The organism is Ignavibacteria bacterium (genome assembly GCA_036262055.1).
GTDB lineage: Bacteria > Bacteroidota > Ignavibacteria > Tepidaquicellales > Tepidaquicellaceae > DATAJP01.
The window spans coordinates 868,994-888,792 of sequence record DATAJP010000002.1 but is presented as its reverse complement, the minus strand read 5'-3'; the positions used below and the strand labels follow the sequence as shown (position 1 = coordinate 888,792).

Sequence of the window (19,799 nt, the reverse complement as noted above, 5' to 3'; positions counted from 1 at the left end):
ATTTAATTATCTTTTCACTTCTTATACCCTGACCCCTGGTTGTAGTCCTGTTTCATTTTGTCGTGGCGTTCTTCGGCGGATTTTTCCCACTGAGGAACAACCGTTTCAAGAAATACTTTTTTATTCTCTCTTAATTTTTCCATTTCAAGTCCGATATATGCCTGAGCTTTTTCCTTTGTGGAAACGTCAGGATACTGAATCGGAACGGTTACTCCTAGCTTTGTGAGCAATGCTGAAAGTGAAATTCTTGCTTCTTCGCTTTTCTGAATCGAGTTTCCGAGAATCCTTGCGGCTTCAAGCGGGGCGTGGAAACCTGCTCCGTGGCTTGCGGCAACAAAATCCCATCTCCATTGCGCCTGACGGATTAAATTCAGAACCGGTTTCATCTGTTCTTCGCTTGCGCCTTTTTCCCACGCTGTCATTGCTTCAAAATGCGCTTTGACAAGCGATGCCATTGCCATTTTCAGAAGCTCGTCGATTTTATCCTGACGCTCGGTTACGTTCTGCAGAAGCTTTGCTTCGGACTCACGGTGGCAAACCTGGCATGAATTTGAAATGTTATTAAGCGGACTTTGTATGTGATGGTCGGTGAACTTGACGCCGCCTTCGGATTTATAAGGCATGTGGCAGTCGGCGCAGGAAATTCCTCTGTCGCTGTGAACACCCAATTTAAAAACTTCAAAATCAGGATGCTGTGCTTTTAAAACCGGAGTCTTGCTCAATTGATGAACAAAATCTACATGACCCACACTGTCATAATATGTTTCCATTGCTTCAACAGTCATCCCATTATCCCAAGGGAATGTTAAATATTTATCTTCCTTTCCCTTGAAATAATATTCGACATGGCACTGTGCGCAAACGAGCGAGCGCATTTCCTGCAACGTTGATTTATTGATGTCTTTTCCTTGACGTTCCAATGCCTCGATTAAAGCAGGACGAGTAATGCGAAGATTCATTGTCTTAGGGTCGTGGCAATCCTGACATCCGATTGGGTTTGCAATTTCGTGCCCCATTTCCTTAAACTGATATTTATAAAATTCGGGAATGCCGAACTTGTTCATCACGCGCGGAACGTCAGTGCTTTTGCAGGTGTAGCAGGTGCTCGGTTGAGGAACGTCAGTTCTTAAAGTCTGCCGCAGGTCTTTCACGGCATAATAATGACCGCGCCCCTGATTGTAATCTCTTGAGAAAGCATAACCTGCCCAGAGTATAACAAGCTCGGGATATTTTTCAAGCATGTCGATTTTTCCCGAACCTCCGTATTTGCTTCTGAAATTTGTATCAAGAGTTTTAATATACGTTTCATATTCACGCGGATAGTTTTCACCCCAGACTTCATTGCGAGGTTCCCATTCCGAAAGCGGCTTTACGTTCTGCAGAATCAGATTTGCTTCCGTGCGACGCTCGATAATCGAACTGCCGAGCAGTCCTGCGAGAAAAACAACAACTATGGTTGCAAAAAAGATTACCCATCCAAGCCAGGGTTTTTTCTTGACGACTTCTTTTATGCTTTTCATTTTTTATATGTGATATTTATAAAATTATTTTTTTTGTTTTCTTATCCATTCGGGAACAATGGGAGAATGTCCGGGAATGTTCGATGCAGGAAACGTGGACAAACTGCTCACCGAGCCGTGAGGAGTTTCTTCATGACAGCTCCAGCATTTTCTTTCTTCGTTGCCTGAATAAATTAAGTTAGTATGGTTAATTAATTTTTCATGGCATCGTTTGCAGTTTGCCTGAACAGCTTCGATGCCCGCTTCTTTTATTTTCATAACCTGCGGTTCAAGGCGGAACGTGAACATGAAAGAATGACGCATACCGTCAGATGCCTTAAACATATATTTGCTTACAAAATTATCCTGTGGAACGTGGCAGTCATTGCAGGTAGCATAACGCGCATGAGAGCTCACGCGCCACGATGAATACTGAGGGTACATAACATGACAATTGATGCAGGTCTCGGGATTATCGGAAAGATATGAAGTGGCATTTCCGACATGAAGAACTAACAGGATTGTTCCTATCAGCACGCCGCAAACTATGATGACCGGAACTTTCCAGTTATCGGGAGGAATTATATAGCTTATCAGTTTTTTAATCATTTACTATATATTCTTTGTAATTTAAAGTTTTTTATGAAAATATTGAATGACTTTTGTAACTTTTTAAAAGAAATCTCATTTCCTTTTGTCATTTAATTTAAATTTGATAATTTGCATCTTATCTATTGTTTTAACAAATATATATTTTTAATAGAAACAGGAACTTATAGCGTCGTATAATTATTTAATAATAAAGCGGAATATACTTCACATAAATGGCGGATATTAAGGATAACGAAAATAACATAGAAAACAACGAAGAAAATAGCTCTGAAAACGAAAATCAGGACGATTTAAAGAATCAATCGGATGAATCTAAAGATTTAAAAAAGGATTCGACTGAAGATTCTGAAAAATCTCAAGAGTCTGAAGAGTCTGGAACTGAAGAAATAAAATCTGAAGAAGTTAAATCTGAAGAGGTTGAAAATACTGACCCTACCGAACAGGAACTGAAAGAAAGTATTTATCAGATTAGTCTTGCCGATGAAAATAATCTTAAGGTAAAAGTATTACTTGAAAGAACAATCAACATAGATTGTTATGTCCGGGGAGAAAGAACTCAGGACTTTCAGACAAATAAAATCACTCTCAATCCCGACAATAAAAATACCGACAGAGAAATTGAGGTAATAATTTCTTTGGACGCTTTGCAAGATGTTCCATCTGCTTCAAAAGACAGCAACTATAAAATCAATCTTGTTAATGATGATACTCTGAAGATAAAGGTTACAACTAATAAACTTTTATCGATTGACTGTTATTATAAATCAGGAGAGGAGCAGGATTCACAGTTCAATAAGATAATTGTTAACCCAAAGCAGGATTTATCAAAACAGGATATTGAAATTTTTATTTCTTCGCAGGAGTCCAAAACCGAAAAAGTTATTTTACCCGAAGGAATTACACAGGAAGAAGCTTTTGAGAAAGGAATTTTAGTTCCGAATCCTGAAGTTGCCGATTTAATAAACGGTGAAACTGAACTTGAACAAAGAATACCTCTTACAGAAGAAGAAAAAGTTGAAGAGGCGATTACCAAAAAAAATCCTTTTGTAAGACAGCGTGAAATATACAGAAGAAACCTGACACGCGCGGCAGTTACTGCTAACATAATATTTATTATTGCGATATTTGCTTTTTATGCATGGGGTTCGCAGGAAGAAACTCCGATGACAAATCCAAATCCACCGCGTATTGTTGTTCTCCAGGATTTACCTGACCCGAAAATCAATCTTGAAAACGTTGCCGACCCGAATAAACCCGAAGAAGAGCCTGAAGAAAAGGAAACACAGGATGCATCAGTAACAATCAGAAAAGTTACTCCCAGAAGAATAAACCGTCCTCCGATTGTAAGAAATACTCCGACAGACACGACAACGGCGCGCGATACGTCCGATTCAACCGGAGAACTTGACTCAATCAGAAAAGCAAACCAGCTTGCAGATAGCTTGAAAGGAAATGATACGACAAAAACTGCTTATCAGATACCTGATTCATTGAGAACTGAATATTCAGGTAACGAGATTGGGCTCAGAATAAACGCAAGACCAATATCGTGGAAAGTTATAGATTCACGAGAGATGAATACTACTATACAAAAGTTTAATGGATTAATATTAGCCGATACAACAAAACCAAGCGGTGCAATGAATATGTTTATTCAGGTTGATGAACAAAATAACTTATTCAAATCCGAGTTTCATGATGTGCCCTTTGTAATGACAGATTCAACAATAAATGCCTTTAAAAGCAGCAAGCCGCGATCAAGAATCGGCAGAACAAATGTTTATTATTATCTTTATACAAAAGTGGGGAATCTTTACATCAATGCCGAAGTGAACAACGAGCTTTTTGAGGGATATAAAGATATAATTGATGCTGTCGTTCGCTCTATAACAATCGAGCCGCCAAAACCATCAGGCGAGCAATAAACTTATTTAACCACCATCATAGTTTTTGTTAAAACCCCTGCGTTCGATTTCAAACTGTAAAAATAAATTCCACTGGATAAATTATATTTTGAGACATCTACCGTTATGCTGTAACTTCCCTCGTTCTTAACATCATTTAAAAGATTAAATAATTTCTTTCCGGAAATATCATAAACATCAAGTGAGATGTTTGCTGTTTTTGAAATTTCAAAACTGATCACAGTTTCAGGATTGAAAGGATTCGGATAGTTCTGGAATAGTTTGAACTCTTCCGGAATTTCATTGAACTGACTGCCAATCCCGACTGTTGCAGTATCATTTCTGAAAAGCAGAATGTCCCTCTGACCTCGGTTGACAACATATATATCCGGAAACCCATCTCTGTTATAATCAGCAGTTTTGAAACCAAGACAGTTGCCCGTCATTCCTGCAGGAATAACTTTGGGAGGAACTGTAATGTTAAAAATTTCTCCTCCTGTATTTTCATATACCAGAACCGGCTGAGATGTAAATCCCAAGGCAGTTATTAAGTCTTTATCACCGTCAAAATCATAATCAAGGAAAATTCCCTCAAGCGTGTGAAGGTTTTCGCTGAATAAACGTGTTGAAGTTTCATCAGTGAATCTCCCCGTGCTGTCATTCATCAGCAGACGGTCTTGAGCAGAAACATTGCCGAGAAAATTTACATTCGCAAAATAAATGTCAAGGTCGCCGTCGAAATCAATATCATCTAAAGTTACTTTTCTTGTTTCCTGCGGGACAGGAAGCGGAAGCCGTGATGCAGTTTCGTCCATGAAAAATCCGCTGCCGTTATTTATGTAAAGTTTATTTCCATCTTCATTGCCGACAACCATGTCTTTATCTCCGTCATCATCAAGGTCACCCATTTTTATATCCTGCGTTACATCAAGAACTGCTCCAAGACGTGCAACCGATTCATCTCTGAAGGTTCCATCTCCGTTATTTATTAAAACAAAATTCTGACCCGGTGTATCTCCCGGATTTGCATTTCCAAAAATCAAATCGGGAATACTGTCATTGTTCACATCATGAGCAAGGACTGAGTTTGCTGTGCTGTTCGGAAGGCGCGCGCTTACATCGTTATTAAAAAATCCCTGACCATTGTTTAGATAATATTCATGAATGCGGTGGTCTTCAGTAGCAAATACCACATCCAAATCACCGTCGTTGTCAAAATCTGCAATTGCAATATCCTCACTGTCAAGATTTTTTTGCGGAAGCCGGGCAGCAGAAACATCGGTAAAAACACCCGAACCGTTATTTAATAAAAGTTTGTTCGGAAAATATTCAATTGCAAGAAACACATCAAGGTCGCCGTCGTTATCGATGTCGGCGCATTCAACATCCATTCCCGCGCCGGTTACTGCGGCAAGAGGAAGATTGGTTAAGCTGACATCACGATACACACTTGAGTCCTGAGCTAAAGAATTTCCTTTAAACTCAATCTTTGCAAAACTGTAAAAACATATTAATAATAGAAATATTATAAGCGGAGAAAATATCTTTTTGTTATTCAAATTTTTTTGCATCTTTAAAAAGCGGGTATATTTAAAATTAAAATAACCCTTTGAAAAGAATCGAAAAACCACGTTTTTGCCTAACCTGACAAGTTGTTTTTTTATAAATATCCACCATTTATAAAAAACTATTTCCGAACTCTTTGGATTCAAAGGGTCTGAATAAATTACTTTATTTGTAATTTTGTTCAAAATTAAAATAAATCCATTCTTAGGATTCATTCTCTTATAAAAAAATAATGAAAGCAACGAACGATCTATACAAGCTCATAAAATCTTTATCTAAAACCGAAAAAACTTATTTCAAAAAGTTTGCCGTAAGGCATAACTCAAAGGAAAACAATACTTTTTTGCGTTTGTTTGATGCCTTTGAGGCAAAAAATAATGATATAAGATATAATGAAAACGATATAAAAAAGAAATTTAAGAATGAAAAATTTGTCCGCCAGCTTCCGGTGATAAAAAACTATTTATACAATACGATTCTTAAAAGTTTAAATCTTTATTACCTTGAAGAAAAAATTAATATAAAGTTAAATTCACTTCTCAACAGTGCTAACGTTTTATTCGATAAAGAACTGTTCAACGACTCATTGAAAGTTCTTGCAAAAGCTGAAAAAATTGCAGCAGAAAATGAAATGGATATAGAACTACTGCAAGTAATAAACATTCGAAGAAAAGTCTTGAGAGTAAAAACTTCTCTCAATGAATCTGCTGAAGAAATATTGAAAACCTATGAACAAGAAAAAAACATTCTTGAAAAAATGAATAATCAGGTTGCCTATAAAAAGTTGTATGATGAAATGGTAATATATGCATCATCAAAAGGTGTAACTAAAAATAAGGAAGAACAACAAGAATTACTGAGAATAAAGAATAATATTTTGCTTTCCGACATAGCATATGCAAACAACCTGCACTCGCAAATTCTTTATCATCTCATGCTTGGGGTAATTACTCGTTTTCTTAATGATTGGGAAGCAACATATTATCATCATAAAGAAATTATTATGCTGCTGGATAAAGAACCTGAAAAGAAAAAAATCTTTGCATCGCAATATTTATTAGCAAAACAAAATCTTATTACCCCTTCGCTTGTATTGAAAAATCATGAGGAGTTTCAAAACCTTTGTGATGAACTTTTGTCAAATCAGCATGAACTGCTAATTTACTTACCGCACAAGGTCAAAAGATTTGTCGAATCAAGGACATATGTAATTATAATCGGAATGTATAAATACAGAGGGGATTTTGAAAAATGCGTTCCGCTTATTGAAAAAACTTTAAATCTTGTTGAAAACAATAATTACCGGGATGAAGAAATCGTTGCACATTATGTAGCTGCAGTTACTTTCTTCGGATTAGGAGAACTAAACCGTTCGCTTAAACATCTTAATAAAATATTTAACTCCAAATCTTTTATGCTGAGAACCGATATTCAGTCTTCCGGCAGAATTTTTAATCTTATACTTCATTATGAACTTGGCAATATAGATTCGTTAGAATATTTTGTGAAATCAACTTATCGTTTTTTGCGCAAGACAAAAAATCTTTTAAAGTTCGAAACGCTTGCACTGAAGGTCATTAAAAAATTAACAAAAATTTCCAATAATAAAGAGCTTATAGTTTTATTAAAAGAACACAGGAATGAACTTGAAGAAATTTTTCTTGACCCGGAAGAAAGTGAAAGACTGCACGGATTTGACATTATCGCATGGGTAGATACTAAGGTTGAAAATAAAACATATCAAGAGATTGTAAAAGCAAGAGCTCGAAAAGTACATTAAAATACATAAATAGACTAAGAATGGTTAAGTTCTAAGTATACAAGATAATTTTTTTGAATTTTAAGCGTTTAATTGCTAACTTTATCCTCTTAGAAATTAGTTTAAATTTATATTTATGAAATTAAAATTTATTAAATCCGTATTATTTTTTACACTTGTTATTTCTTTTTTACTAACGGGCAGCAATAAGTCATTTGCTGGTCTTGACCCGCTATATGAAGCTGCGCTGCAATCATCACTTAACCAGCTTAGAACATCATATAATATACCCGGTATGTCTGCTATAGTAATATTACCGGAAGGAACATGGGAAGGAACCAGTGGAATTTCCGACAGCGGAAGTACTATGACTTATAGCCATTCATTTGGAATCGGAAGCATTACAAAAAATATTATTGCAGCCACAATTCTTAAGCTTCAGGAAAAAAATTTATTAAATATAGACGATAAGATTATTATGTATCTTCCGCGTTATGATAATATTGATTCCAATATTACAATAAGAGAACTTTTGCAGCATACAAGCGGTATTTATAATTTTACAAACAATCCGCAATATTCGGCAGCGATAAACGCAAACTTAGACAGCGTATGGAATCCTGAAAATGTTTTGCAATTTGTTCTGGCTCCGAATTTTCAGCATGGAACTTCATGGGCTTATTCAAATACTAATTACATTTTATTGGGATTAATTATTGAAGAGGTTTACAAAATGCCGCTGCATGAAGCATATCAAAAACTTCTTTTGACAAATCACTTTCTTGGCGGCTTATCGCTCTTTCCTTTTGAAGAATATACAGGACCACTTGCTCACAATTGGGTGGACTTAAACGGAGACGGAATCCTTGATGATGCTTCTTTCATTCCGAAAACTGCAATATTCAGCGGAGCATGGGGTGCCGGTGCAATAATCTCCCGTCCACAAAAATTAGCTTTTTATGCAATGCAGCTTTTTGGAGGTGAACTTCTGGAACCGCAGTCTATGCAGCAGATGACAACCTTCAGAAACGTTTCATTTGGTAATGTCAATGGGTATGGACTTGGACTTATGCGATACACCAATGTAGCAGGAAGAACAGTTTGGGGACATGGAGGAAATGTATTCGGATATGCAAGCATAATGATGCATGTTCCGCAGGATACTATCACAGCTGTTATTTGTTCAAATCGTGATTTATCAACTACAAATTTCGGACTTCCTTTTATGAATACTGTTATAACACAGCGCCCTGTGGGGATTCAGCCAATCTCACAGGAAATCCCGTCATCATTTGAACTGAAGCAAAATTACCCGAATCCGTTTAATCCTGAAACTACTATAGAATTTAAAATTTCAGGTGACGAATTTACTAATCTTAATGTATATGATATTAACGGCAGGTTAGTCGAGACACTTGTTAACGAAAAACTTCAGGCAGGGATTTATAAAATGAAATGGAGCGGTGCTAATGTATCGAGTGGTGTATATTATTACACGTTGAAAACGGAAAATTTTTCAGAAACAAAGAAAATGATTTTATTAAAATAATTTTTTCTTCATTTCTTTACTTTCTTTACAAAAAAAATCCCCGTGAGTTTTAAATTCACGGGGATTTTAATTTTACATTTGTTCGACTTTATGAACTTTAAAAACTTTCGAACTTTATAAACTACTTTTTCAATTCCGGAAAAAAGAAATCAACTTCTATTTGTCCGTTTTCAACAGAGTCACTTCCGTGAACTGCGTTTTCTGATTTTGAATCAGCAAATTTTTTTCTGATTGTTCCTTCTTCAGCTTCTGCAGGGTCGGTTGCACCAATTAATTTTCTCCATGCCGCAACTGCCCCGTCCTTTTCCAGAGCAATCGGAACAACAGGACCTGAAACCATAAAGCTTACAAGGTCGTTATAAAAAGGTCTTTCTTTATGAACTTCATAAAATTTCTTTGCCTGGTCTTCGGTTAGCTGAACCTGTTTCATTCCTTTAATATCAAATCCATTGTCGAGTATCATCTGGATGATGCTTCCCTGAACTCTTTTCTTCACTGCATCAGGCTTAATAATACATAAAGTTTTTTCCACAAATATTCCTTTCTTGATTTTATTTTAGCGTAGGGTAGGACAGACATTCGTGTCTGTCCCGACAGGCAGGAATGCCTGTCGTACCCTGAATTATTATTAAAACTTTTTAATATCCGATTGTTCCCGGAGGAGGTGTGTTTGAAACCTGTGTTGAATCGGAAAATAAGTAATGCGGAATATTGCATCGTCTCGGCATATTCCTTTTTAGAACAAGCTCAAGCGTTGCAGGGCAGCTTTCACCAGCAACCAGTCCTGATATCGAACAGATGTTAACCTCTTCTAAATCTTCAGGCATCAAGAAATATTCAACAGGAAAATCAAAATCATCATCTTCATAAACATATTTCATGAATCTTCCCCATATAGGCGCAGCAGCATATCCGCCCTGTCCGTATGCACCTCCGAATTTAATTCTTGCATCATCAAATCCGACCCATACACCTGTCACAAACTGCGGAGTATATCCGACAAACCATGCATCGGTATAGTTCTGTGTTGTTCCGGTCTTTCCTGCTGCAGGTCTGTGGAAGAAGTTTCTTACGCTTGTTGCCGTTCCCTGTTCGACAACTCCCTGCATCATATCACTCATCATGTATGCAACACCTTCGCTGAGAACCTCTTTTGTTTCAGGAATGAACTCTGCAATTAAATTTCCGTTTCTGTCCTCGATTTTTTTAATTGCAATAGGCTCAACCCAAATTCCTTCATTTGCAAAAACCCCGAATGCATTCGTCATCTCAAGCGGTGTTACCTCACCTGCGCCGAGAGAAAGCGATAAGTAATTCGGAAGCTCCGATTTTATACCCATCTCGTGGGCAAGCTCAATTACTTTATCTATGGGCGCCATCTCCATTGCAGTTCTGACAGCAACAACATTGATGGATTTTTCAATTGCTGTCCTCATAGAAATTTTTCCGCCGGTTCCGCCTCCGCGGGGAGTCCACGTTCTTCCGCCGACATTAACTGAAACCGGGTCGTTTGAAATCATATAACCGGGTGAATACCCGTTTTGCACCGCAAGCGCATAAACAAATGCCTTAAAAGTCGAACCCGGCTGACGTTTAATTTGTGTTACGTGGTTCAGTCCGTATTTCGTTCTTGTATATGGATTCGAACCGACCATTGCTTTTATTTCACCCGTCTTCGGGTTTATGCATGTCAGCCCTATCTGAATTGTAGAGGCAAGAGATTTAACTGAATCGATAAGCTTCTTGTCATTTTTCATCTTGTCATAAATAGCTTTCCTGTTTGCTTCTGTCTTTGCTTTTTTATATTCTTCCGACTGCTTTATGTACCTGTCAACATTATCGCTTAAAACATCCTGGTTATTTTTCCAATTCCAATAACCATTAAAGGTTTTCTGAAATCCTTTAAGCTGGTCTTTTACGGCATCTTCAGCATGTTTCTGGAAACGTGTATCAAGAGTAGTATAAACTTTTAATCCGTCTCTGTATAAATCAAAACCATATTTTTCAGCAATTCTTTGAAGAGACTGACGGACATATTCCGAAAACTCAGGCGCAATTGAATTTTGAACCAGAGTTTGCTGAGTCATATTTAATTTTATCGGATCGTTTGATGCTATGTCATAAGTTTCCTTATTAATATAATCGCACTCCCGCATGGAATTTAAAACAATATTTCTTCTCCTTAGACAATTTTCGGGTTTATCTACAGGGTCATAGTTTGTCGGAGATTTTAAAATCCCGACAAGTGTTGCCGATTCAACTAAATTTAAATCTTTTGCATTTTTATTAAAGTATGTCTGCGCAGCCGCCTGAATTCCATAAGCACCATTACCGAAATAAACCGCATTCATGTAATATGCGAGAATTTCTTTCTTGGTATAGGTTCTTTCAATCTGCACCGCCGTCATTGCTTCGCGGAGCTTTCTGTTAAGAGAAGTTTCAGTCCCGATATTTTTATATAAATTTCTTGCAAGCTGCTGTGTGATTGTTGAAGCTCCCTCGCTTGTCATATCTGCACGCATTACATTTTTAATGAACGCCTGAAAAATTCTCGGAACGTCGACACCCCAGTGGTCATAGAATTTTCTGTCTTCGGTGGCAATTAAAGCATTAATCAAATCCTGCGGCATATTATCGAGCGTTACCTGCGTTCTGTTCTGAAGAAAAAACTTATCTATTAACTCGCCGTTGTCGGAATAAATTTTTGTTGCTTCTTCGAGCTTCGGATTTTCAAGCTCTTCAAGTGAAGGTAATGTCTGTGAAAGGTAAAACAGGTAACCTGCAAGGATGAAAATTGCGGTTATTGAAATGAATAGAACAAGCTTAAAGGAATAATTCTGAACTTTTTTTTGCTTCCCTTTTTTATTTCTGTACTTCTTATCGCTAAAATATTTATCTAACTCTTCTTTTTTAGACTTCTTTTTAAACACTTTTTTTATATCCCCGATTTTTCTGCTTCAGCAGAAAAAAAAATCATAAAGTTTCGTTTATAAATTCGTTAGTTTTTAAATCGTAATATCTCATCAAATTCATCTTTCCGTTTCTGAATACTGCATAAGTAAAATGATACATCCAATCACCTAAGTTAAAATATGTCCTGCCCGGAGATTTTTGTGACTCCATTTTGACAGGAAAATGTCTGTGTCCCATAATAACATAATCATATCCTTCATCGCATTTCAGCATTGCATAATCCCGCAGTCCGTCTTTCTCACCGTAATCTTTTTCGCTTGTATATCCTCTTGATGTATGTGAGGTTTTTTTTGCAAGCCATATTCCTATATCAGGATGGATGAGAGAATAAAAAAACTGGCTTCCCTTATTACGTAAAATCTTTTTTAAGATTTTGTATCCTGTATCATTATAAGCAAGTCCGTCGCCGTGATGTATGTATAACTTTCTTCCTTCAATGGTTTTCTCGATTGGCTTATCAGAAATTTTAATTCCGAATTCTTCTTCGAAATAATCGCCGCGCCAGAAATCGTGATTTCCTGCAAGATAGGTTATCTTAATGCCGCTGTCTATTAACTCGGATATTTTGCTTAATACTTTGTAGTGTCCTTTTGGAATCACGTATTTATACTCAATCCAGTAATCGAACAAATCACCGACAATGAACAGTTCTTTTGCATCAAGTTTTATGTCGTCGAGAAATTGTAAAAGAACTTTTACTTTAAGTTTTTCTTTTTCCTTAGATTCAAGTCCAAGATGAACATCCGAAATAAAATAATAAGCATCCCGCATTAAACAAGAAATAAGTTATAACTTATTTTATTTTTATGGTAGTGCTGAAATCTTTTTTCGCAATTTTGCATACACCATCATCGGAATTACAGTAGCCAAACTTAACAGTTCCTGAAATTTTAACAGTTGTTCCGGATGCCAGACCTGATGGAACAGTGAAATTGTATTTTACTTTATTGCTGCTTAAGTAATCACCTCCACCTGCAGAATAATCCTGCATGCCTGCGCCTTCAACTCCGTTTATTGACGTAACAGTAATTTCCGGCTCTTTAGGAATTTTTACATTTTTTGCCGGTTTAAAAGAAATTGTCAATGTTCCCGTTTCACCTCCGTTAAAAGATTTTTTATTTGCTTTTACGGTAACTGTAGGAACTGACTGGCTGTATGCACTTCCTGCAAACGCAAATGATACTGCAAAAAATGCAGTTAAAATAAGTAAAGTTTTTGAAGATTTTATTAAAGATCTCATTGATGAAATATTTATTTATTATTTAAAAATATAAAAAGTAAAAATCATTACAAAGACATTATGAGATAGCATAATTTATGCTAAATATCTGATATAACAATATATAACTATATCAAATTACATATCTTTAAATGGAAAAAAGAGGAATTTAGTTCCGATTATTCTTCCTGCCCATTATGCGATTCTATGCATGCATAAGCATTATGATTATGAATACTTTCAAAATTTTCCGCTTCGACTTTATACCAAGTAATCTCAGAGTTTGCTTTTAATTTCATCACAATATTGCGGACTAAATCTTCAACAAAAACAGGATTTTCAAATGCGCGCTCGGTTACATATTTTTCATCTTCACGCTTCAACAAACTAAAAAGCTCACAGCTTGCGCTGTCCTCGACAATGTCAATTATATCTTCAATCCAGACTGAATCTTTAAAACGCACAGCAACGGTTACTTCACCACGCTGATTATGTGCGCCATATTGGGAAATGTTTTTTGAACAAGGACATAAGGTAGTAACCGGAACGACAACAGTCAGCACAAAATCTTTTTTCTCACAGGTCATTGCATGAAAACGGACAGTATAGTCTATGAGTGATTTCTTTTTTGTGACCGGCGCTTCTTTTTCCTTGAAGTAAGGGAATTCCATCTCAATATGTGAGCGCGTTGCGTGAAGACGCTCCTGCATTTTTTCAAGAATGTCATAAATTGCCTGAACGTGCAATTCACGGTCTTCATTTTGGAGAATCTCGACAAACCTGCTCATATGAGTTCCCTTGAACTCTTTCGGAAGGTCAACTGTCATCTGAATCGTAGCAATTGTGTGCTGAACTTCGCGGTCTTTATCAAGAACTGCAATTGGATATTTCAAGTTTTTTACGCCGACTTTATCGATAGGAATCTGGCGTATATCTGACTGATTTTGAGTATCGGGAAGCGTCTTTTCTTCACCGTTTGAGTTTATTTTAATTTCTTTTGTTTCCATAATTTTTTAGTTATTTAACCTCGACATTGCATAAATAAGGGGAATTGGAGCAATCTATGCTCAAGCTGAAAAAGTTATCATTATTTAAAACAAACTTCCAGAAATAAAGTTTATCGGTTTCAGGAAATTCAATATCTTCAAACTTTGACGGATGAACGAAATGAAATTTACCTTCTTTGAAAGCCGCAGGAAGTTCATTAAAATCTTTTTTGTATTCAAAAAGAAAAAGCATTATGTGACCGACTTTTGGGTAATTTTTTTCAGTTACAATTCCTTTTAAATGCCAGTCGCTTGGTTGTGATTTTATTCCGCATTCTTCTTCGGCTTCGCGCACTGCACATGCAAATGGCGATTCCGCATCTTCAATATGCAGCTTGCCTCCGGGAGGAGAAAATAAACCTAAGTTTGGTTCCTGCAATCTTTCAAGAAGCAGATATTCTCCTTTGGAGTTTTTGATATATAAAAGTGTTGCGAATTTCAAGACAGGTCGGCTTTAGATGGATGGACTTTTGTCCAAATAAAAAACCCCCTTTCGAAAGTGATACACCCGGTTACCGGAAGAATGAGGGGGTTGTTAAACTTTATTTTGCTTCTCTGTGGAGAATTCTTTTTTTAGTCCACTTGCAGTATTTCTGCAATTCGATACGTTCTTTGGTGTTATTTCTGTTTTTAGATGATACATAAACAGATTTTCCTTTGTGCGGACCTTCTACGCTAACGAGTTTTATATTAATTCTTGGACCTTCTTTACGTGCCATAATCGTTTGAGTTTATTTATTACGAACAAATAATTTAGCAAAAATTTTGATAAAATTTAAGCCCAAATTTGGGTAAAATTTATAGATAAAACCGGCTATAATATCTCTTTATAGATGTTTTTATCTATTTTTAATAATAACTTCTCACCAAATCTTCATATGCTGAAGACATTTCGACTTTGCGGCGGTACATTACGGTTTTTGCGGTTTCGAGTCCTTTATCGAGGTCATATTTTACATTCTCTTTTCCGGTTTCATACCAGCTGAATGACGGAATTTCTTTTGCAGGAAAGCCGCCTCCGAAAATATTCGCAAAAATCCCTGTGATTGTTCCGGTGTTTAGCATCGTGTTGATTCCCGTTTTGGTATGGTCGCCGAAAATCGTTCCGAGAAATTGCATACCGGTGTCAATTAGCTCCCCGTTAAAGTTTAGCTTAAGCTTTGAATAATTATTTTTTAAATCACTCGTTACGGTATCAGCGCCGAGATTTACAAACGGGCTAACATAAGAATGCCCGACAAATCCTTCATGCTGTTTGTTCACATAAGAATCGAAAATCGACTCACCAATTTCTCCGGCAATCTTGCACATTTCACCAATGTAAGATGGACCATATAATTTTAATCCGGATTTCAGCAAGCAATTTTTGCCTATATAAACAGGACCTTTTATGTAAACAAAGGATTCGATGTTTGTATTGTCATCGATAATGATGCTTCCTTCGGATGCATCAAGAACAACGTTAGGAGAAAACTTTACTTTTTTCCCTATGCGGATATTTTTCGGATTTATGAAATCAACTTTTTTCGGAGTCTTGGTCGTTTTAGGAAATATTTTGAGAAGTGTTTCCAAATCGGGCTGAACAAAATGTTCGAAATGTTTTATTGTATCCCAAGGATAATTTAATTGCGAAATTGTGAAATGGTGAAGTGGTGAATCTGAAATGGTTGAAATCCCCGAATTTAAAAAGGTTTCGGGTGTCAGGATAAAATTGTTTATCGAAAGATTATTTATGAGATTTTCGATTTTATCTTTTGATATTCTTGCGAAGAGAACTTTATTATTATCTGCTATAAAAAAATTGTCATCAAGGGCTTTATCAATTTTTTTATAAACATCTTTATCAAAATGAGCTTTACCGTTTATAAAGAGGTAATCATCATTTGATAATTGATTGACATTAAAACCGGAATATGTTTCTCTTGTTATATCAGCAATTTCACTTCTGCAAAGAAAATCTATCTTAGTCTTTTTAGGAATGAATAATTTTATTCTTTCAAACGAAGTATATACTCCGCATTTCACATTGAATGATGCCCGCAAGCAGGTGAGAGGGAAAAGATTTTTTACTGAGCTGTCTTCGAATAGGCAGATTCTCATTTACACACCCCGTCTCCGGCTTCGCCGGAGCCACCCCTCTCAAGAGGGGAATTTAATTATAATAAAAAAGCCATTCTGATAAATCAGGATGGCTTAGGTTTGTTTTTAAATTCCGATTAAAAATATTATTATGCAGTAACTTCTTGTTTTTCTGACTTCTTCCCGTATTTCTTTCTGAATTTTTCAACTCTACCTGCAGTATCAACAATTTTTTGAGTTCCCGTAAAATACGGATGACATTGTGAACATATTTCCACTTTTATTTGCGGAACGGTAGAACGGGTAGTAAAATGAGCACCACACACACAAGTTACCTCACATTTGTAATATTTCGGATGAAAATTCGCTTTCATAATTATTCCTTTCAACTTGTAATATAGCCATAATTCATTTTATATTCAATCCCGCCATTTTTACATAATTTTAATGTTTTTAAGTAAAATTATCGATTTTATATCGGCTATTTATAGATCAATTTAGAGGATTCGCTTTAAAGAGTGTTATTTTATTTAAAAAATAAAATACCTAATTTATACTAAATCTTATTTTAAATTAAACTGTAATTAAATCAAAAATAAAATGAAATCATTATTACTATTTCTGCTGGCTATGATGTTTTATAGTTCAGTGATTGCGGGAGATAGGACAGTATTCATCGAAAGATATACAAGTTCAACATGCGGACCTTGCGCATCAAATAATCCTGCTCTTGATAATTGGCTTTCCACGCAAGACCCGTATAAGGTAATGGGAATTGCTTATCATATGAGCTGGCCTGCACCGGGTACCGACCCTATGTATCATCACAACACTTCTGATAATGAAGCAAGAAGAAATTATTACGGAATTAATGCCATTCCTCAGGGAAGGTTTGAAGGAACTACATCATTAAACTCTCCATACTCATCAGGTTTATTTCAATCTCTTTATGACAGCAGGATTAATGTTTTAAGCCCGCTGACCATTTTAATGACAACGCAAAATATCGGCGCAGATTCAGTTGAAGTTACTGTGAAAGTATATTGTGAAACAGCGATGGAAAATCCGAATGTAGTTTTACAAATTGCTGTTCTTGAACATATTATTCAATACCCTTCACCTCCGGGAACAAACGGTGAAATGGTTTTCCACGATGTTATGAGAAAAATGCTTCCAAATGCAACGGGAACACCTATGACATTAACACCCGGACAAATGGTTACTGTAAAACAAAAATACTGGAAAAATCCTGTTTGGAATCAGTCTGAAATAAGAGTTATTTCATTCGTTCAGAGAAATGATACCAAAGAAATAATTCAATCAGGTCAAAAGACTGAAAACTTTACTTTGCTTCCAAACCCGGGTTTTAAAGTTGTAAATCAAGGTCAGACAGGAAGCGGTACTTTCCAAATCAGCACTCCTGTGATAGCAGACGGATATAATTCACCTGTTACATTTACGGCAACGGTTGAACCGTCAAATGCAGGAATCACAACAAGCTTCCCCGGTGGAAATGTTCTGAGCAATTTTACTCAAAGCATAGCCTTGCAGGTTAACTCAAACGCCTCTGTTCCGGCAGGAGTTTATAAAGTTATAGTAACCGGAACAAACGGACAGGGCAAAAGCCATAAGACCGTTGTTAATTATCTCGTCGGCAAAAATTATGTATCAGTCGGCACAAACAAAGGAAATCTGAGCTTTAAAGTTAACGGCACTACATATTCAACTCCGCAGTTATTTACCTGGGATATTAACTCAGCACAAACAATAGAAGCAGTAACACCGCAGGTTTCAGGAAATTCACAGAATGTATTTGTAAACTGGAGCACAGGACAAACAACGCCTGTTCTTAATCTCAATATAAACGCTGAACAAAGCCAATATACGGCAAACTTTAAGACACAATATAAAGTAATAGCTTTACTCAATCCCGCAGGAATTCCCGTGACAGTAACAAATGGAAATATGTTTCATGATTCCGGTTCAGCAGTAAACATAAATGTAACTCCGTATTCAGTTCAATTCAACGGAAGAACATACTGGTTCCAAAGATGGCAGGGAGCCGGAAACGGTTCATATACAGGAACGAGCGCAAGCTTTACTTTAAGTAATCTTTCAAATGCCGTTAATCAGATTGTATACTATGATACAATAAATACCGGTATTTCATCCATAGGTTCTGAGATACCTAATGTTTATAAATTATATCAGAATTATCCGAATCCATTCAATCCGACAACAAACATAAAGTTTGATATTCCTCAACAGGGATTTGTTACATTGAAGATTTATGACATGCTCGGTAAAGAAGTTGCTCTATTAAGCAATCAGGTTTTACAGGCAGGACGATATGAAGCAAACTGGAATGCTTCAGGAATGCCAAGCGGAGTTTATTTCTATAAGCTCGTAACTCCCGCTTACAGCGAAATCAAGAGAATGGTTCTTATAAAATAAAAAGCAAAAATATATTTTAAGTCTTAATAAAAAAGCCGCTTTATGCGGCTTTTTTATTTCTGCAAGTTAAACTCAAACTTTGTTCCTTTGTTTTCTTCCGACTCAACTTTTATCTGTGTATTATGTGCTTCGAGAATATGCTTTACAATAGAAAGACCAAGTCCGCTGCCTCCCCTGTCACGCGAACGGTTTTTATCCACTCGGTAAAATCTCTCAAAGATTCTTGCCAAATCTTTTTTAGGAATACCAATACCGTTATCCAATATCGACACTAAGACATTTTTCTCTGAATCTGTAAGCCTAACAATTATTAAACCGTTTTCAGCAGTATATTTAATCGCATTATCGATTAAGTTTATAAAAACCTGCTTCAAGCTTTCTGAATCTCCAAAGACCTGAGTTTCATCATCAAGATTTGTATCGAACTTCAGTTCGATGTTTTTGTTTTCAGCAAGAGAACGCATCTCGGCGACAATGGTTTTAACATATTCATTGAAGTTGAAATACCGCTTGCTCATTCTTATTCCTGTTTCAAACTTAGAGATTGCAATTAAATCGTCAACGAGCACTTTGAGGCGGTTCACCTGCTTCATCGCGCGGTTAAGGAAATCCATGTTCACCTTTTCATCATTAATTGCTCCGTCAAGCAGGGTTTCAAGTGAAAGCTGAATTGCAAAAATCGGCGTACGAAGCTCATGCGCAACGTTTCCGAGAAACTCATTACGATTTACTTTGAATATTTTTGCAGTGTTAAGCTCGTTAGTCAGGCGTTCTGTTGTCAGCTGAAGCGAATAAAAAATATCATTAACATCATCATTGTATTTATTTTTATTCAGATGCTCACCAAGCAGCTCATTTACTTTATTCAATTCGGTTAGCTTTTCTTCGAAGTCATCGGTATCGTTTTGCTTATCAGTATCATAAATTTCCTTTGAGAAAAAATTAAAAATACTCATCGGCCGCACAACTTCGGTATTCAAGAAATATAATGAGACGATATAAATTATTATAATAATAACAGATGAAATTATTACAGAAGTAATGCCGGCATTGAAAACAAATTGAAGTATTAATGAGAGGATTAAAATTATGAGAATGAAAAACGAAAACTTTAAGATGAGGTTTGATTTAAACATCAG

Annotated in this window: 17 protein-coding genes; 4 read left to right on the top strand and 13 right to left on the bottom strand. The window is 36.2% G+C overall.

From position 1 onward, the window contains the following. Positions 1–14 precede the first annotated feature (14 nt). A complete protein-coding gene (gene nrfA, locus VHP32_05835) occupies positions 15–1,520 on the bottom strand; it encodes an ammonia-forming cytochrome c nitrite reductase (protein HEX2787408.1) in 1,506 nt (501 codons plus the stop codon). A gap of 24 nt (positions 1,521–1,544) precedes the next feature. After that, positions 1,545–2,108: a cytochrome c nitrite reductase small subunit gene (gene nrfH, locus VHP32_05830; protein HEX2787407.1), complete on the bottom strand. Its 564-nt coding sequence runs from the start codon at positions 2,106–2,108 to the stop codon at positions 1,545–1,547. Positions 2,109–2,323: 215 nt separating this feature from the next. Here nrfH and VHP32_05825 point away from each other — a divergent pair, with 215 nt between their 5' ends. Then, complete coding sequence (locus tag VHP32_05825; protein ID HEX2787406.1) at positions 2,324–4,036, top strand: hypothetical protein; 1,713 nt, start codon at positions 2,324–2,326, stop codon at positions 4,034–4,036. Between the two features lie 2 nt (positions 4,037–4,038). Here the strand turns inward: VHP32_05825 and VHP32_05820 are convergent, their stop codons facing one another. After that, entirely contained in the window at positions 4,039–5,796 is a 1,758-nt protein-coding gene (locus tag VHP32_05820) for a T9SS type A sorting domain-containing protein (GenBank protein ID HEX2787405.1), read from the bottom strand. A 17-nt stretch (positions 5,797–5,813) separates the two neighbouring features. Between VHP32_05820 and VHP32_05815 the strand changes: the two genes are divergently transcribed. Both VHP32_05815 and VHP32_05810 read left to right on the top strand, forming a co-directional pair. After that, positions 5,814–7,361: a hypothetical protein gene (locus tag VHP32_05815; protein ID HEX2787404.1), complete on the top strand. Its 1,548-nt coding sequence runs from the start codon at positions 5,814–5,816 to the stop codon at positions 7,359–7,361. 115 nt (positions 7,362–7,476) lie between these two features. After that, on the top strand, positions 7,477–8,889 hold the full coding sequence (locus VHP32_05810) for a serine hydrolase (protein ID HEX2787403.1): 1,413 nt from the start codon (positions 7,477–7,479) through the stop codon (positions 8,887–8,889). A 121-nt stretch (positions 8,890–9,010) separates the two neighbouring features. Here the strand turns inward: VHP32_05810 and ndk are convergent, their stop codons facing one another. The 9 genes from ndk to rpmE form a co-directional block, all read right to left on the bottom strand. After that, a complete protein-coding gene (gene ndk, locus VHP32_05805; protein ID HEX2787402.1) occupies positions 9,011–9,421 on the bottom strand; it encodes a nucleoside-diphosphate kinase in 411 nt (136 codons plus the stop codon). 106 nt (positions 9,422–9,527) lie between these two features. Next, positions 9,528–11,819 (bottom strand): PBP1A family penicillin-binding protein, encoded by a 2,292-nt coding sequence (locus VHP32_05800; GenBank protein ID HEX2787401.1) that lies wholly within the window; start codon positions 11,817–11,819, stop codon positions 9,528–9,530. Positions 11,820–11,862: 43 nt separating this feature from the next. After that, entirely contained in the window at positions 11,863–12,633 is a 771-nt protein-coding gene (locus tag VHP32_05795) for a UDP-2,3-diacylglucosamine diphosphatase (protein HEX2787400.1), read from the bottom strand. Positions 12,634–12,655: 22 nt separating this feature from the next. Beyond that, positions 12,656–13,102 (bottom strand): hypothetical protein, encoded by a 447-nt coding sequence (locus tag VHP32_05790; protein ID HEX2787399.1) that lies wholly within the window; start codon positions 13,100–13,102, stop codon positions 12,656–12,658. A 158-nt stretch (positions 13,103–13,260) separates the two neighbouring features. Further along, positions 13,261–14,088: a GTP cyclohydrolase FolE2 gene (gene folE2, locus VHP32_05785; GenBank protein ID HEX2787398.1), complete on the bottom strand. Its 828-nt coding sequence runs from the start codon at positions 14,086–14,088 to the stop codon at positions 13,261–13,263. Positions 14,089–14,098: 10 nt separating this feature from the next. Beyond that, positions 14,099–14,569 (bottom strand): NUDIX domain-containing protein, encoded by a 471-nt coding sequence (locus tag VHP32_05780; protein ID HEX2787397.1) that lies wholly within the window; start codon positions 14,567–14,569, stop codon positions 14,099–14,101. Between the two features lie 100 nt (positions 14,570–14,669). Then, positions 14,670–14,846 carry a 50S ribosomal protein L33 gene (gene rpmG / locus VHP32_05775; protein HEX2787396.1) on the bottom strand — a complete coding sequence of 59 codons (177 nt, stop codon included), beginning with the start codon at positions 14,844–14,846 and terminating at the stop codon, positions 14,670–14,672. Positions 14,847–14,976: 130 nt separating this feature from the next. Beyond that, positions 14,977–16,227, bottom strand: a complete 1,251-nt coding sequence (locus tag VHP32_05770; GenBank protein HEX2787395.1) for a putative sugar nucleotidyl transferase — start codon at positions 16,225–16,227, stop codon at positions 14,977–14,979. A 128-nt stretch (positions 16,228–16,355) separates the two neighbouring features. Beyond that, positions 16,356–16,580: a 50S ribosomal protein L31 gene (gene rpmE / locus VHP32_05765; protein ID HEX2787394.1), complete on the bottom strand. Its 225-nt coding sequence runs from the start codon at positions 16,578–16,580 to the stop codon at positions 16,356–16,358. A 226-nt stretch (positions 16,581–16,806) separates the two neighbouring features. Between rpmE and VHP32_05760 the strand changes: the two genes are divergently transcribed. Next, positions 16,807–18,660, top strand: coding sequence for a T9SS type A sorting domain-containing protein (locus tag VHP32_05760; protein HEX2787393.1), 1,854 nt, complete (start codon positions 16,807–16,809; stop codon positions 18,658–18,660). Between the two features lie 53 nt (positions 18,661–18,713). Here VHP32_05760 and VHP32_05755 read toward each other — a convergent pair whose 3' ends face one another. After that, complete coding sequence (locus VHP32_05755; GenBank protein ID HEX2787392.1) at positions 18,714–19,796, bottom strand: ATP-binding protein; 1,083 nt, start codon at positions 19,794–19,796, stop codon at positions 18,714–18,716. Positions 19,797–19,799 lie beyond the last annotated feature (3 nt).